The sequence below is a fragment of the Shewanella profunda genome, from assembly GCF_023283765.1.
GTDB lineage: Bacteria > Pseudomonadota > Gammaproteobacteria > Enterobacterales > Shewanellaceae > Shewanella > Shewanella profunda.
In genome coordinates this window covers 1-15,568 of sequence record NZ_JAKILG010000054.1, presented here as the reverse complement: position 1 = coordinate 15,568, position 15,568 = coordinate 1, and the positions used below count along the sequence as shown (strand labels likewise).

The following is a 15,568-nucleotide window of genomic DNA, read 5'->3' as shown; positions in this document are numbered from 1 at the left end:
TTATTAGGAAGCATAAACAGATACAGAATTTTTAACCATTAATATCAATAATTTGGCAGAATTTAGCATATAAAAAATCTATGGTTAAAAAGGTTAATTGCCAAGAAAATTGCCTATATAAAGCACCACAACTGAGAGCTAACGGCCAAGGAGCTAACGTAGACGATAGGGGCAAAAATTTGGTTTAGGGCCAATTTGAGGATGATTACGGCAAGTCTCTGGTCGCTGATGATAAATAGTGCAACGACGGGTATGACTATCTAAATATAGGCAATCATCATTAGCCATGCGTGCCAAGGTAAAGATAGCGGTTTTATGGTTAAAGTTATCGATTAAACGGGCTTTTTGCAGACGTTTAGCAATAGTTTTTAGATCGCCTTCGGCTTCAAATTCATCGACTAACGCCATACGAACTAGGTCACTAACGCTAACTTCCACTGGCAGAGTGCAACAAGTGGCATGGCAAGTATCACACAGACCTTTGCGATATTTTTGCCACGTGGACAAATCGTCGATATTAAAAATCGAAACGGCATTTACCGTGTTTTTGCCACGTTTTGACACCTTGATACCTAGAGGTTGGAAATAAAGGGCGGCAATTATAGCAGGCAAAAAACACCACATCGAATCGAATATTGAAGATGTAAAATCAGCTCGATTTAACTGCCCTGCTTAGTGGTTCTAGACGTTTGAGCAGCGCCCTACGTTTTTCATGTTTCGAGATAAAAAGATCAAACCGCTGCTTAAACTCACTGGGCAAAGATTTTAGCTGGTAAGCCTCATATAAGGTTTGCAATGCCCAAGATGCACTATCATAACCACTTGCACACCCACGGGCAGCATCTTCAAACACGCCTTGCCAATAGTTTTCGCGCGCCTTAAAAACCGCTTCGAGATGTTCATTACGTAACTGCGCCTCTTGCGCAAAACGCTCTGCTTTGGCCGCACGTTCTTCTTGCTTAACTTCCATTTCAGCTACATACCAAAATGGTTGCAACAATGAACCTGTTACCCAGTAGGAAAAATCAGCCTGAGACTCCTGTTTTTTTAGCATAGCCATCGCATCTGAGGGTAATAATTGCCCCTCATTAAACAAGCGATATAGCAAGGTATCCTTGTCTGCATCCGACAGCATTGCCACTTGCTGCTGCGCGGTTAAAGAAGTCGTTTGCGGTGACTGTGCTGGCATTGTTTGCAGCAAAAGGTGCAAAGCACGTATAACTGATACAGGAATGTAAAAGAGTTTTGCAAACGCCAGTTGTGCTGGTGTTAATTTATCAAAATCAAAGGCAATGAGTGGCAGAGGTTCTAAACGTGGATCATCATATGCTCGACTCAACCAATGGAAATATAAGACGCGATAATCACCCGCCAATAGCTCTGCCCTTAGCGCCGCCAGATGAAACATAAATGATTCCGCATCTTCATCATCACGGTAGTCATCATCTTCCTCTAGGGAGAATATCAGTAATTGACACTCTTCATCTTCAACAAAGGATGCATAACCATCAGCAATAATTGCGGTGAAGGCATCAGGGATCGTACCTGCTGGCAATTTAAGGTACGCATTCACCTGCCCCCAATTGGCGTAATAAAAGCCAATATCAAAATAATCCATCATTAACGCTTCTGGATCGGCCTTCAAATCACCGTAATAATATTGAACACAAAAGGAGTTGCTGGTGATATCTGCCCGACTAGAGACCTTCCTCAATTGAGCTCGCTGCTGGGGCGATAAGCGGGGATCTAGGCATTCAAATCGATAATACTGATATTCACTCATTGCTGACTCACATCATAGAAATATTATAAAAATAAAATCAATACCTTAAATCAAAACCACAGGTAAAACTGTACCGACTATAACGCTCTTGCATTCATACCAAACAATCCGAGTTTATATGCCTAATAGCAAACTATGCAGCTCATGGTGGGAGCGCACTTGGTAATGGGGCCTGATATCTACAGGTGCATCATGGCCGTGCACGTTATACCAGCAAGTATGAATACCCGCATTGATACCGCCTTGGATATCAGAATGGGGGTTATCACCGACCATAAGCACAGTGTCGCGCTCAGGATGACCCATTAGCTCGAAGGCATGTTCAAAAATACCCACATCGGGTTTTGCTATGCCGACTTTCTCAGAAATCACTAAAATATCAAAATGATGCTGTAATCCTGTTCGTTCTAATCGCACGGTTTGCAGTTCAGTAAAACCATTCGTAATAATACCCAACTTGGTTTTACCCTGCAGCGCGGCTAATAACTCACGAGCGCCCGGCAAGGGGGCACAAATGTCGGCCATGGCCGATAAAAAAGCACTATTGAGTGCTTGCGGCGCTACCGCGAGCTTGGCTGCCCAAGGTTCAAAACGCGTGGTTTGCAACTCGGCAGCCGTAATTTTGCCATCTTGATAATCGACCCATAGCGGTTTGTTAACTAGCTGATACTCATCAAAATCGGCTTGGGTAAAATCAACCCCAAACTCACTAAACATCAACTTAAGCCCTTTTAAGGCATCAAAATAAAATAGGGTTTCATCGGCGTCAAACAAAATCCATGAATAGGGGATTGTCGATGGAAGAAAAAGATTAGAGGACAACGTACCACTCCTATAAAAAACTCATAATGCCTTGCTACTCAACCGAGTACAAAACTAAAAAATCAGCTTTGCAAGTCTACTCGAAATTGATTAATCACGCTGTTTTAGCTTGATGAACGCTGTTTGATTAAATGTAACAAACCAATACCCGCTAACATCACCAGAACCCCAAACCAAGCTATATAGCTAATGCCATGTAACATGCCGTCAATCACAACTCCGGTCAGCATTTGCCCACAAATCACTAATAACGCGCAGTACACCGCGCCAAGTTGTGGCAATACCCAACTATTTATCGCCACAAATACAGCGCCGATAATACCGCCCCAATAAACATAGAATGGCGGCTTAATAAGAGCATCATCAGTAGCTTGTAGGTATATCAATAAGCTTAATAACACAAAACCGCCCACATGATTACAAAGTGACGCCATTAACGCGCCTATTCGCCGAGCCTGCATGCCATTTAAGATGCGACTCAAAGTGATTAAACCGCCGTTCAGTAAGGCGATAGCAATAAAAAGTGCCATGGGATAGAGCTCCTAAACTTAAGCTAGTGTCTGCTAAAAATCACCAATATGGCGCCCAAACTGATCATGACCATGGCTGCGATTTCAGCAACTGGAATATGTCGCTTTACCATCCCCAAGTAACCCAAACGGTCGCACAAACAACTAAAAACCAATTGCCCAACTAGCATTAAAGCCAGAGTGCCCGCCAACGCTAAGTCACTATTGACTGACATTGCCGCAAGTACAACTGTCAGCGCTCCAGGGAGCCCACCTAAATACGCCCACCAAGGCAATAGCTGCAAACTTCGGCTGATTTGAGAGCTAACAACTTGCTTCCTTGTGAACCTGCGCCACACCCCTAGGGCAGTTAACATTAGCAGTACAGTTAAAATACCCACACCATGTGCAATCCATGATGCCCTCAGTGGTGAGCTATAGAGTGCTAATTGGCTGTTCAGTTTGATCATCAGAGCCAGCAAAGCCCCCGAAAACAGGGCTGCCAGTGGCATAATGACCATAAACGTGTTTGATGACTGCATGCGATATGCCTACTATTTTTGTTGCGAAATAGTCTACAGTCTTAATCAATACTCTATAATCCAGCGAATTTGAAACTCATTGTTGAGCATTAGTTGACGATAACAATCATGAGTGTAGAGTTTATTCCTCATGGACTCACACCAAAGTGCCTACAACTAATTGAATAAATGAAGGGATTGATACGCAAGATCGAAAGATGGACATCAAAATCGGCGGCACAGCTAAACAGCTCGACACGCATCTAAGTTGATTAACTCGTGGAACATAGTATGGAACACTTTTCGGCCTTACCTATATTTGTCACTGTGGTGGAATGCGGTAGCTTTTCATTGGCAGGTCAAAAGCTTGGGATCAGCAAATCGGCGGTTAGCAAACGTATTACCCAATTAGAACAAAATCTGGGTATTCAACTCTTGCACCGCACCACTCGCAGCTTGAGTCTCACCGAGGCGGGCACCCGCTATTACGACTATGTTCGCCCCGCAGTTAAACTCGCCCAAGAAGGATTGGATGCCATTTCCGAACTACAACAAGCACCTCAGGGCAATCTGCGTATCGCAGTGCCTATGGTATTTGGTCGTCTGTATATCGCCACTTTGATCCCCGAATTTCTGCGCCGTTACCCAAAAATCCAGCTACAAATGCAGATGGATGATAAGACTACCGATTTGATCGCCGGTGGATTCGATCTCGCTATTCGTATCGGCAACCTCCCTGACTCGAGTTTAATCGCACGTAAAATCGCCCCGTGTTTAAGTGTGATTTGCGCATCCCCAGGTTACCTTGCTCAGCATGGCTTACCTGCCACACCTTCGGCATTAACCCAGCACAACTGCTTGTTCTACTCGTACTTTCGCGACGGTGTCGAGTGGACCTTCTTAAGCCCAGAAGGCTCAACTCGCATCCAGCCAAATGGTAACTACCAAGTCAATAATAGTGATGCCATCCACCAAGCCACACTCGATGGTTTAGGCATAGCCAATCTGCCCCGTTTTATGGTCGACGCCGACTTACAAGCGGGCCGCCTACAAGCTTTACTCATCGACCATCCACTCCCCGAACATGGCATTTATGCGGTTTATCCGCAGCGGAAATATTTGCCGACAAAAGTGAGCGTATTGATAGCGTTTTTGATGGAGTTCTTGATGGAAAGGTAGGGCATTACTCGATAGGTTCAAAGATAAAAGTTGATTAAAAATGGTTATAAAGAACACAGCCTCAAAGCTAAAAAAGACTAACTCAAAACGAATTAAAATCAAATGAAACAGCATTTTAAATAGCCGCTTCAACTATAATGATAGTCAGTCTAGGTGACTATTTAAGGCAGACATATGAGTGTTTATCATCAAGCTTTTGGCTATGAGTTTGACCTTGGTTTCGACCTAAACCAATACCCATTTCTTATCGACAAAAGCTATCAAAATGATATGTGTCCAAGCTTTTATTTCAAACGAAAAAGCGACTACTTTATTCTTTGGGTAGACTATGCCGATCCCATCTGTCGCGAAGAAGATTATCCCCGCTACACCATCATTTCGGCCGTGAATGACGGCGACAATATACAGCCAGAAATCCGTACCGCTTCCCAGCCAATACTACAGCTTGAATTTGAACAAGCCAGTGAACTCATTGACTATCTTGAGCAGATAAAACAGCAACTCAATGCCATAGTCGTTTCAATACGATAACCACGATATTAAACCGTGCCCCCTCTGTCACTGGTGTCACTGGTGTCACTGGTGTCACAGCTTCTCAACAAAGCAGACGTACTCACTTATTATTCAGCTATACCTGCCATTCCCACAAATATAGTTTAAGTGCCATAACGCAAATAGCTACTCTCACTAACAGCTTTCTCCTACAAATGTGTATGACTTGTGAATGGAACTATCCTCTGCGGACTAGCCATCAAAAAACTAAGGCAGCACTTTAACATGCAATCTTCAACATTAACTTAACACTATGATATATGAGTACTAATCATTAAATTCCATTAGTGATTATGACCGTAAATGAAATAAGTTTATACCAATAACATGCCTTGTTTACAGGAGGATACAGAACTAATATCAAGTGCCTACAAGCCTCTGATGAGGTATTATACTCAGCTATTTAATTTGCACCTCCAACAATCAAAGGTTAACCGTTGTTTTCATCATCAAAACCAATCATTTTTTCTTTTTTCTCTGGTAGCGGCTTCCTCGATCTTGGGTTTGAGCAAACGGGATTTGATGTACGCTTTGTCAACGAGTTTCATCCTCCATTTATGGAGGCATATAAATACTCAAGAAAAATGATGCACCTCCCTGAACCTAAATACGGGTATTTCTCTGGTAGTATTGAAGACTACATAGCAGGCGATGGTGCGAAACAACTAATTGATTTAGTTGATGATGCTAAAAAAAATTCGCTGGTTGGGTTTATTGGTGGTCCACCCTGCCCAGATTTCTCCATCGCAGGAAAGAATAAGGGCTCCGAAGGTGATAATGGTAAATTAAGTCGAGTTTATATAGACGCTATTATTCAAAATAAACCAGACTTTTTCTTATTTGAAAACGTGAAAGGACTATGGAGAACGGTAAAACATCGAGCTTTTTATGACCAAATGAAAACGAAATTAGAAAAATCTGGTTACATTTTAACCGATCGCCTAATAAACTCTATTGAATATGGTGTACCGCAAAATCGAGACCGTATTTTACTATTTGGTATTCATGAATCACACACAGGAAAAATAGATAGTGCAATGTTAGAAAAAAACTTTGCATGGAATAAATACATCATATTTGATAAAGATATTGTGCTGAATAAGAAACTTTGGCCTACACAAGAAACTTATAGTACAGATTCAAAGAAAAAATGTCCTGCCATTACTAGGTCCTATGAAGAACTAACCGTCGAGTATTGGTTTAAGAAGAATGACGTCTGTTCTCACCCAAATGCTGATCACCATTTTGTACCAAGACAAGCCTTGTTAAAATTTCAAACTATTTTAGAAGGTGATGACAGCAAAAAATCGTTCAAACGTTTACATCGATGGAGATACTCCCCTACAGCAGCATATGGTAACAATGAAGTTCACCTTCACCCATATAAAGACAGAAGGCTAAGTGCCGCTGAAGCTTTGGCAATTCAATCATTACCAAAAGAATTCAGCTTACCCGCAACAATGACCTTATCAAATATGTTTAAAACTATCGGTAACGGGGTCCCATATCTTGCAGCAGAAGGCTTGGCAAGGACTATTCACGGCTTTCTAAAATCTCTAAAGTGAAATGCTATAAGCTTCATTATTTGATGTTACAAGCCTTCTGGTATGTAACTATCTCAACATGATAGACTGGGTGTAGTCGATGTTAGTCATAGTGAGCTCAATTCATGCAATTTAGTGATGTGTTAAGTGACATAGAAAAGTTGATTGGGAAAGAACTACAGTCAATTAATCCTAAAACAGCGCCGATCGTCTTAACTCGTTTAGATAAAGACATGGGAAAATATTTTGTATCAGGAAGTATTAACTCCAGAGGCTCCTCACGTCCCATTAGAGAGTTTGAAGATATATGGAAAGAACTTACACTGAAAGGCTTTAGCAATGTTGACCAAGCTTTGTTTGGCGGTGGTACCAGTAGAAATCAACCTGAAACTATTTTCGCGCATTTACCTTATATTCAACATTTTAAGTATCAACAAAGAAAGCATCTTTTATTAAGAGGTAAAAATGTACATGAAATAGGAGTTCTGTCAGAACTAAGTTATTCTGAGTTGAGAATCATCAATACCAAAATTAGGGCACACAATGAATTAAGCAATAAACTGATAATCGACTCACTTAGTCAAGTTTCTGAAAAAATAAAGAAATCTTTAGATTCTATTTTAGTAAAATATCCTAGCGATACAAATGTAAAAGCATTTGAAAAAAGTTTCACTGAACTTGAGAACATTGAGAATATAATCAGAAATACAATAGTTTCACTTGATACCATAAACATTAATCTAACAAAAAATAATGCTGAAAGAAGTGTTATGCCATCTATTAATGATATAGATAATGAAATCTATGTTGGTTTCAAAAGTGAAGAAGAACATATCGGTACTACTGGAAAACCAAGAATTAGACAATATACTCCAACAATTTCATTGATTTTCGATCGGCTCACACATCACGAGATTGAGCTACAACCCGACTTCCAGAGGAAAGATAGAATATGGGACAATGTACAGAAGTCACGGTTAATTGAGTCAATTTTAATGGAGCTACCATTACCGGCTTTTTACTTTGGAGAGAAAGCTGATGGAAGCTGGATCGTTATCGATGGAGTTCAACGAGTTACAAGTATTTATGACTATATACGTGGCGACTTTCCTCTTTCAAAAAAGCTAGAAGCTAGAACTGAATTCAGAGACCTTTATTTTAGGGACTTAGATCGTATTCATCAACGAAGAATTCTTGAGTACGCCGTTACTTCTCATCTTATAGATATGACTTCTGGTCACGAAGATCTTGTAATAGAGCTATTTCATAGAATTAACACTTACGGAGTTAAACTTAGTTCGCAAGAAATTAGATCTGCACTTAACCAAGGTTCGAGCGTTACTTTTTTAAGATATATTGCAGCGTCTGTAGAGTTTAGAATTGTTACAAATGAAAGAATAAAAGCTGAAAGACAAAAAGATATGGAACTGTGTCTTTCGGCTATTGCATTTATTGTTCTCGGTTATGAGAATTATATTGATGACAGCTACGATAAGTACTTATCAAGCTCAATGTCAAAGATGAATTCTCATCATATAAAAATTGAAAATAAAAATGGAATAGATAAGGGAGAATCATCTTTATCTTCTGACACAAGCATTTTTTATATCGATCTTGAATCTAATTTAATAAAAGCATTTTCCTTAGCAAAAGATATTTTTGGTGATCTAGCATTTAAGAAAAACCTAGATGCAAAGCCTAATGATCCAATAAGCAAACCATTATTTGAATTAATCATCTCCTATTTTTTCCAACTAAGTATTCAGCAAGCTGAAATGGTGAGAGAAAATAAAAATGAATTAATAAGAAAACTATATGAGTCAATGTCAGGAGAAGTGGATGATTATGCAACTTGGGATTCTCAAAGATATTTTGAATCCGATAGAGGTTTTTTATATTCAATATCTACATCTACAGGAAAAAATATAACAGTTAAATATCGATTCGAAGCATTCCGGGAAATATTAAAAGAAAGCACCGGAGTAGATATAGAACAGAAACCATTCAGAGTATAGTTTATATGCTAACAATTAAATCGATTAAGTTAACAAATTTTAAATGTTATAAAAACCAAGCTTTTCATTTTACTCCTTTAACAGTTTTTTGTGGTAATAACTCTGTAGGTAAAAGCACAGCAATTCAAGCACTTGGAATTTTACTACAATCAAACTTTGATAGTCGTGTTAAAATAAATGGTGAACTTGTTCACATTGGTGGATTTAAAGATATACATAACTTTAGCAATAAAGATGAATCTATATTAGAAGTGACTATTGATTCTTCCGTTGTAAAAGGAACTTGGGGATATAGAACTTCAGAAAATAGAGAAAATCTCAGAAATAATTTTCTACCATTTATTGGTAGTGAAGAAGATATTGCATTTATGGATTCTAAAGATGCTTCACCTAAATCTATTTCTTACCAATTTCTTCAAGCTGAACGATTTGGTCCTCGTGATAACCTACCTCTTTCAGAAGATACAAGAGACTGGGATTAGCTTGGTACAAAAGGAGAGTTTACTTTAGAAGTGTTGGAAAGCTTAATCACCAGAAAGCGTCAACATTTAGATCAGTCCGATACAAATGCAGCAGATCCTCGTAAACATCCATCACTAAAAATTACTGAAGTTTTTCGCAATATAGAAGCATGGATGGGGGAAATTGCACCAGGTTATAGCATAAATCCTATTCGGGTTGATGATGCAAATGTAAGCCATAATACAATTGACACTGGGTGTGGAAATTTAACTAAGCCTATTAATGTTGGTTTTGGATACAGCTATTCACTCGGACTTGTTTCGGCACTAATTCTTGCTCCAAAGGGGCGAATTGTTATTTTAGAAAATCCGGAAGCCCATTTACATCCACGAGGTCAGAGTTATCTTGGCCGTTTAATTGCTCTAGCTGCCCAAGCTGGAGTTCAGGTGATAGTGGAAACTCATAGTGATCATTTACTAAATGGTATGCGAGTAGTAGCTAGGACGCATGAAGATTTTGACCCATCAATATTTTCTCTTTATTATATATCAAAAGGAAACGAACAAAGCAACGTAGAAAAAATAACACTTGCGAAAGATGGAAAATTATCTAATTGGCCAGATGGTTTCTTTGATCAGCAAGCACAAGATATGTTTACAATCTTGACTGGAAAAAAAGACTTACCACCTAAAGGCAAATAAATTATGAAAACTAATGTCTGTTTCGTGGAGAGTAGTTTCAATTTTAATGGTACTGAAAATGATTTAATCCAATCATTTTATAGTGCAGCATTACTCGTTTCTAAAATGAATTCTGAATATGTTACTTTCACAGCATCTTCTGATTTTCATGAGTTTGTTGCGACGGAATTATATTGTTCAGGTAAATTTATTGAAATTGGAGCACTAACATCTGCCATATATGACGGGGGAATGTCCAAAGTTAAAATTTATGATAATTTTAACTCCAACGATGTGCTCAGCTGCGCTAGTAAAAAAGTACCGGTGCATGAGGATTGTTGGCTTTCACTGTATAGTTCATCTAATGAAGCACAAGTAGCACCTAAGCAATGCAGAATCATAAATTCTGAAAATGACTTAGTATCATATTGTTCTGAAGTCTTAATAAAAAACCCTGTTAATCATAATGAATATGCAAAGATATTTCCTTTGATATATAGAAATATTTTGTTCCTAAATAATACAAACACTGGTGAAACCTATGATAGTATTAGAAAGTTAAATGGAGGATATCAAAATTATATATGTGGCATTACGAGCTGTTTGATATTTATGAATGGATATCAAGTTATACCTAATGACTGGGTGAATAATATTGCAAATTTGAATACCGCCCTTGAATTCCCTGTCACACCAGAGGGAACTGGTAGCAACCAAAGGCAGATTGGAGAGCTCAAAAGAGATTTTTTAATTAATGATATTGAATATAAAAATATAAACTGTGAGTACCATTATAAACTCGAACGTATAGATGGTGCAAATGGTAAGGGTACTTATTATTTCAACCGAATTTATTTTGGATTCTTCAATCGTATTAAATGTCAAAATCCTCAAATTGCAATAGCACATATTGGTGAACACTTATAATTCAGACCTGATATATGTTATTTCCATTACTCTTCCCTAATAGGCTGAACCTTAAGCATTTAATTGATCCAATATCGACTCCAAACTGTTGTCTTGCCTAGATTTTTATTGTTGGCCTGACAGCAGTTTGTGATGACAAATGCTATTGCCAAACCCAGTTCAGCCTTCAATTGAGTTATTGATTTACCTGCCAACGATTTCATTATGGGCTCGAACTAACCCTGGGTAGATTTGGCTGTTTTAAACATAGATAAACGCACTTTCTACCGACTCTGCAGATCAGGGCGGGATCATACTTTGTTAACAGTAGGGAACTTCTTTGTATCTGCATGATCTGATCGGGCATGTTATCCTACTGAGCCTAATCCATGTCCTTATTTGAACACTTGAAACTCATCGAAGACCCTCGCTCTCACATCAACCTAGACCATGATTTAGTTGATATTATTTTTCTTGTTTTAGCCTCAATCGCTTCAGGTTGTGATGGCTGGCAAGCTATCGAAGAATTCGGCAAAATGGAAATTGAGGTAGCCATCTTCATACATGTTTTCTCCACATGCTGGCTTTTTATATCTCAGTACATCACCAACCTGAATTTCCATTATTCGTTATCAATCCTTATCTAAGCAGCTTGGTGCAATATAACATACTGATATTTAATTAGAAGAAATGTGGATACCAATTGTGAGTATGCGCTTATTCAACTGCTAATTTGTAACCTTATTCAAGTACCACACTGAAGGTAACGCGATACAAGGGCTGCACAGCGGAAAATGGTATCGATAAGCAAGCCTTCTGCGCCATGGATGGCGCGGTGGAGCCCTCAAGGAAGAGTTTACGGCATGCCTGCGTCGATACCATTTGAGTGCCACTGTTGAGCCTTAAATCAAAGATCTCACTATTTCCCACTCGGCAATAAGTACCTCGTACTTCGTCCGCCAGCGTCGGCTTTGACTCACTCTCAATCCAACATCATCCTGTTCGACCATTTGCGAAAAATGACAGGTGGCGCACCTTAACGACCTTTTGATGCTGGCTACTATTAATCCCTAGTTCAAAATCGCCGTCTAACATGCGATTGAGTACTTTGGCTTGCTCTTGACTCAATAAGGATTGGTCGACACTTTGCCAATACTGCCGCAAATGCCCAAGGTGTGTGTGGGTTGGAACAAATGAACGGAGGAAACAATGAAAAAGTGGAACTACAACTTCATTTTTATCATGATAGTGAAAATATAGTTTCACTTAATGTCATTAAACGTTAAACGCCGATTCTTTCATTGCTTGCTCGGCTCGGCTGATCCCTAACCGCTTAGCAACCACTTGCCACTGCTTAACCGCATTTAATACTTCATCGTAAATTTGAGTGGCTTGGGTTTGAGAAAGTCGAAAGAAGTCTTTTACGTCAAAGGCTAATTGATAGTCTAAGGCGTTGTCTGTATCTGTAATGTTCAGGTGTAGGCCATGCTTACCAACAATGGGGTTTAAGTCATAAGCAGGTGATAACTTCCAGCCATTCTTTGCCAGTAAAAAACCATGGTTACGCAGGTGATCATCCGTATTGGACACCGCAATATTAAACACGATACGACGCCATAATTGTGCTAAGTCAGCTTCTGTTTGTGCGCCCTGAGTGGAAAGAAACTCAGCAATCTCTAAGTAGCTGGCACCTTGAGATTGTTCACCATCATACCCTTCGTTTATAAAATAGCGCAGTTGAGTCATGGCCGATGAGAAATGCAGCCGTAACTCCCCTTGGCGGTCAAAGCGTTTTGTTAAAAAGGTATGGTGCTGTGATGAAAACTGCCTGATCTCACTTGGAAACATGTCAACACCTGCCGCCAAAGCCAATTCATAACAGACCATCTCCCACGCACCTACATCATGGGTGTCGTTTAAATTGGGAAACTTGGCAATCCACAAATGGCCTTGTTCATCTGTCACACAAGCCTTGGGCCTTGCACCGCCCAGTGATGAGCCTGGAGAAATCAGCATCTTTAACCAGCGATAATACTCGTCACTATCGATGTTATCATCTTTTTCAATCTGCATGGCGGCGTGCTCTAGTTCACGCAGTGACGTCATGGGCGGCGCAGCAAACTCAGCATTGTTATCCAAGAAAGGGGTATCCAAGAGAGCATCGGAGCCTGCTCGCTTAAATCGGATCCCTCCCATTCGGTAAGAATCATGTACGCCCAGCAGGTAGTCCAACTCGTTTAATCGGCTCGTTGCCCGAATGCCCTTGCGTGCTTCAATAGCCGCACGCCGTTGCATCAAAATACGCCCCCAACGATCGGGGGATGAATCGAGAAAGGCACGGAAGTTCTTATCGGCTTCGTCATTGTAGAGTTCACCTGAGTGAAGTGTCAGCATAGGATCTATTTGCAAGCGATAAGCTGAGGTTAGAAACGCTTTATCGTAGGCAAAACTAAACACACCACCTCGGCTTGAATCACTGTAAGCAAGCTGCCCTATTAGCAGTGGTGCTTCAATTGGCTGCCAGTCGGCATAGACTTCAACGATTTCACGGCTCATCTTGAACCTTCCAGCAATTTTATGTTTTGCAGCTTGATACCGACTTCGTCGTGAGCGGCCATTTCTGCAAAGTTGCTCTCCATTCCAAGTACAGCCATGACCTTCAAGTAAGTGCCTATGGCAACACCCGGATCACCTGCGAAGACTTTGTTCACGGTTTTATGATCGAAGCCAGTTCGCTCACACAGTAGCTTTTTTGTAAAACCACGTCGCTTCATAGCCAACAATAAGTCCTCACCAAAATGGGTAAGGATTTTTAGCTGTTTTGGAAACAGCACATTGTGCAAATCACGCTTAGCCATAACACCAACCAAAGGGACTATATTCCCACTATTCAACCATTAATGGGAATATAGTCCAACCTAGTCAATTAAACAACTATCACGAACAATAAAGTAGGACTATATTCCCATTTTTATGATCAAAATAGGATTAATATCCCACATCAAAATATTTCATGCACGATGGCTAGGTCGATAGTACGAAAAACTGAATGGCAGAAATCACCAAATCACACTTTTATGCGCATAAAAATGAAAAATCACGCACTTTTATGCGCGTAAAAGTGTAACGTCGGTTATAGTATAAACTGGTTAACGATCTGACTAGGCAGGAAAAGACAATGCAGCGCACCTTACTCAACGCCTTAATTGCGTGGAAAAACCAACCTATGCGTAAGCCATTATTGATCGATGGCGCGAGGCAAACGGGTAAAACGTATCTGCTGCAAGAGTTGTTTGGTAATACGTTTGCCAACATCCTTCGTATCGACTTTCTTGAAAACCCGGGTTACAAACAAGCGTTCGATGGCTCATTGTCTCCTGACGAACTGTTAATGAACATTGAGCTGTTGACCAACCAAACGTTCAACCCAGAAACCGATCTGCTGATCTTAGATGAAATTGGTGAATGTGAGCGTGCCGTTACCTCACTCAAGTATTTTGCTGAAAAAGCACCGTCCTATTTTGTCGCGGCCAGCGGCTCGAACATTGGTTTACTCAACACCTTTCCCGTTGGCAAGGTAGAGCAATACAATTTACGACCATTGACCTTCCAAGAATTTATTTACGCATCAAACGAACAAGCGCTGATCAAAGCCTTTGAAGCCCAGGCAAGCACTGCGGCAGTACACACTAAATTGATGGAGAAACTGACGGACTACTTTTTTACAGGAGGTATGCCGGAAGCGGTTTCTGCTTGGTATCAGTATAAAGAATCAAGCATTTTAGAGCGTGTTGAAAAAGTCTCTAAAATTCATGCCGATCTAGTTGAAGGTTATCGCCGCGATTTTGGTAAATACTCGGGCAAAGTGGATGCAGGACTTATCGAAGCGATTTTTAAAGCCGTTCCCTCACAACTTTCTGCCGTTATGGACGAATCGGTAAAACGCTTTAAGTTTAAATATGTGCATGAACGAAAGTCACGCTATCAGGAACTTGAAGGTGGTATCACATGGCTAGAAAAGTGCCGCCTCGTACTCAAAAATCATCCCATTGAGGGTTATCCACGTAGCCCGCTTGCTGCTTATCGAAAAGAAAATATGTTGAAACTGTTTTTAATGGATGTCGGACTACTGCATCATATGCTGGGTATTCATTACAAAGAAATAAAACAGCAAGGATATGAATATAAAGGCTATATTGCAGAAAACTTTGTGCAGCAAGAGTTAGCCGCTTTAGGAATTGACCCCACATATTCATGGAATGATGCGAGGGCAGAAATCGAGTTTATCGTTGCAGATCTAGAGGGCAACATTATTCCTATTGAAGTCAAAAGTGGTCAACGTACAAGAGCCAAATCGCTACAGTCATATATAGAGAAATGCAATCCACATAAAACGATCAAGTTAACAGGAACTCAAGGCTCATCGGTCCTTGAGCAAAAACATCTCGTTTTTCCACTGTATTACACTGAGCATGTCGTTAAGAAACGAGGCTGTTCATAATTCTGTGTCAGGTTAATTTCACAGATCGATATGGTTTTCTAAGCGCCCCTCAAAATGGATTGAGAGCTGTGATAGCGTCAAATTCCAATTTTGG

The 15,568-nt window shown here is 40.1% G+C and carries 15 protein-coding genes and 2 pseudogenes; 9 read left to right on the top strand and 8 right to left on the bottom strand.

Annotation, left to right across the window (positions count from 1 at the left end):
• Positions 1–153 precede the first annotated feature (153 nt).
• The 5 genes from L2744_RS18795 to L2744_RS18775 all read right to left on the bottom strand — a co-directional run bounded on the left by L2744_RS18795 (position 154) and on the right by L2744_RS18775 (position 3,656).
• A complete protein-coding gene (locus L2744_RS18795; RefSeq protein WP_248993331.1) occupies positions 154–564 on the bottom strand; it encodes a YkgJ family cysteine cluster protein in 411 nt (136 codons plus the stop codon).
• Positions 565–649: 85 nt separating this feature from the next.
• The gene (locus L2744_RS18790; protein WP_248993330.1) at positions 650–1,783 is read right to left on the bottom strand and encodes a hypothetical protein; all 1,134 of its coding nucleotides are present in this window, start codon (positions 1,781–1,783) and stop codon (positions 650–652) included.
• Between the two features lie 114 nt (positions 1,784–1,897).
• Positions 1,898–2,605: a pyrimidine 5'-nucleotidase gene (gene yjjG, locus L2744_RS18785; protein WP_248993329.1), complete on the bottom strand. Its 708-nt coding sequence runs from the start codon at positions 2,603–2,605 to the stop codon at positions 1,898–1,900.
• A gap of 104 nt (positions 2,606–2,709) precedes the next feature.
• Positions 2,710–3,135, bottom strand: coding sequence for a DMT family transporter (locus L2744_RS18780; RefSeq protein WP_248993328.1), 426 nt, complete (start codon positions 3,133–3,135; stop codon positions 2,710–2,712).
• Positions 3,136–3,158: 23 nt separating this feature from the next.
• Positions 3,159–3,656 carry a DMT family transporter gene (locus L2744_RS18775; protein WP_248993327.1) on the bottom strand — a complete coding sequence of 166 codons (498 nt, stop codon included), beginning with the start codon at positions 3,654–3,656 and terminating at the stop codon, positions 3,159–3,161.
• Positions 3,657–3,926: 270 nt separating this feature from the next.
• On the opposite strand from L2744_RS18775, the gene L2744_RS18770 reads away from it, so the two are divergent.
• From L2744_RS18770 to L2744_RS18735, 8 genes and pseudogenes are all read left to right on the top strand, one after another.
• Positions 3,927–4,814 carry a LysR family transcriptional regulator gene (locus L2744_RS18770; RefSeq protein WP_248993326.1) on the top strand — a complete coding sequence of 296 codons (888 nt, stop codon included), beginning with the start codon at positions 3,927–3,929 and terminating at the stop codon, positions 4,812–4,814.
• 174 nt (positions 4,815–4,988) lie between these two features.
• Positions 4,989–5,345: a hypothetical protein gene (locus L2744_RS18765; protein WP_248993325.1), complete on the top strand. Its 357-nt coding sequence runs from the start codon at positions 4,989–4,991 to the stop codon at positions 5,343–5,345.
• Positions 5,346–5,803: 458 nt separating this feature from the next.
• A complete protein-coding gene (locus tag L2744_RS18760) occupies positions 5,804–6,931 on the top strand; it encodes a DNA cytosine methyltransferase (protein ID WP_248993324.1) in 1,128 nt (375 codons plus the stop codon).
• A gap of 104 nt (positions 6,932–7,035) precedes the next feature.
• The gene (locus L2744_RS18755) at positions 7,036–8,925 is read left to right on the top strand and encodes a DUF262 domain-containing protein (RefSeq protein ID WP_248993323.1); all 1,890 of its coding nucleotides are present in this window, start codon (positions 7,036–7,038) and stop codon (positions 8,923–8,925) included.
• A 5-nt stretch (positions 8,926–8,930) separates the two neighbouring features.
• Positions 8,931–9,407, top strand: a complete 477-nt coding sequence (locus L2744_RS18750; protein WP_248993322.1) for an ATP-binding protein — start codon at positions 8,931–8,933, stop codon at positions 9,405–9,407.
• 30 nt (positions 9,408–9,437) lie between these two features.
• Positions 9,438–10,088, top strand: coding sequence for an AAA family ATPase (locus L2744_RS18745; RefSeq protein WP_248993321.1), 651 nt, complete (start codon positions 9,438–9,440; stop codon positions 10,086–10,088).
• 3 nt (positions 10,089–10,091) lie between these two features.
• Complete coding sequence (locus L2744_RS18740; protein WP_248993320.1) at positions 10,092–10,994, top strand: hypothetical protein; 903 nt, start codon at positions 10,092–10,094, stop codon at positions 10,992–10,994.
• A 368-nt stretch (positions 10,995–11,362) separates the two neighbouring features.
• Positions 11,363–11,509: pseudogene (locus L2744_RS18735) on the top strand (transposase family protein); the annotation flags it as partial.
• A gap of 383 nt (positions 11,510–11,892) precedes the next feature.
• Here the strand turns inward: L2744_RS18735 and L2744_RS18730 are convergent.
• The 3 genes and pseudogenes from L2744_RS18730 to L2744_RS18720 form a co-directional block, all read right to left on the bottom strand.
• Positions 11,893–12,131: pseudogene (locus tag L2744_RS18730) on the bottom strand (DUF4172 domain-containing protein); the annotation flags it as partial.
• Positions 12,132–12,248: 117 nt separating this feature from the next.
• Complete coding sequence (locus L2744_RS18725; RefSeq protein WP_248993319.1) at positions 12,249–13,529, bottom strand: type II toxin-antitoxin system HipA family toxin; 1,281 nt, start codon at positions 13,527–13,529, stop codon at positions 12,249–12,251.
• Positions 13,526–13,831, bottom strand: a complete 306-nt coding sequence (locus L2744_RS18720) for a transcriptional regulator (protein WP_248993318.1) — start codon at positions 13,829–13,831, stop codon at positions 13,526–13,528. Before L2744_RS18720 ends, L2744_RS18725 begins: the two co-directional genes overlap by 4 nt.
• A 320-nt stretch (positions 13,832–14,151) precedes the next feature.
• On the opposite strand from L2744_RS18720, the gene L2744_RS18715 reads away from it, so the two are divergent.
• Positions 14,152–15,474: an ATP-binding protein gene (locus L2744_RS18715; protein WP_248993317.1), complete on the top strand. Its 1,323-nt coding sequence runs from the start codon at positions 14,152–14,154 to the stop codon at positions 15,472–15,474.
• Positions 15,475–15,568 lie beyond the last annotated feature (94 nt).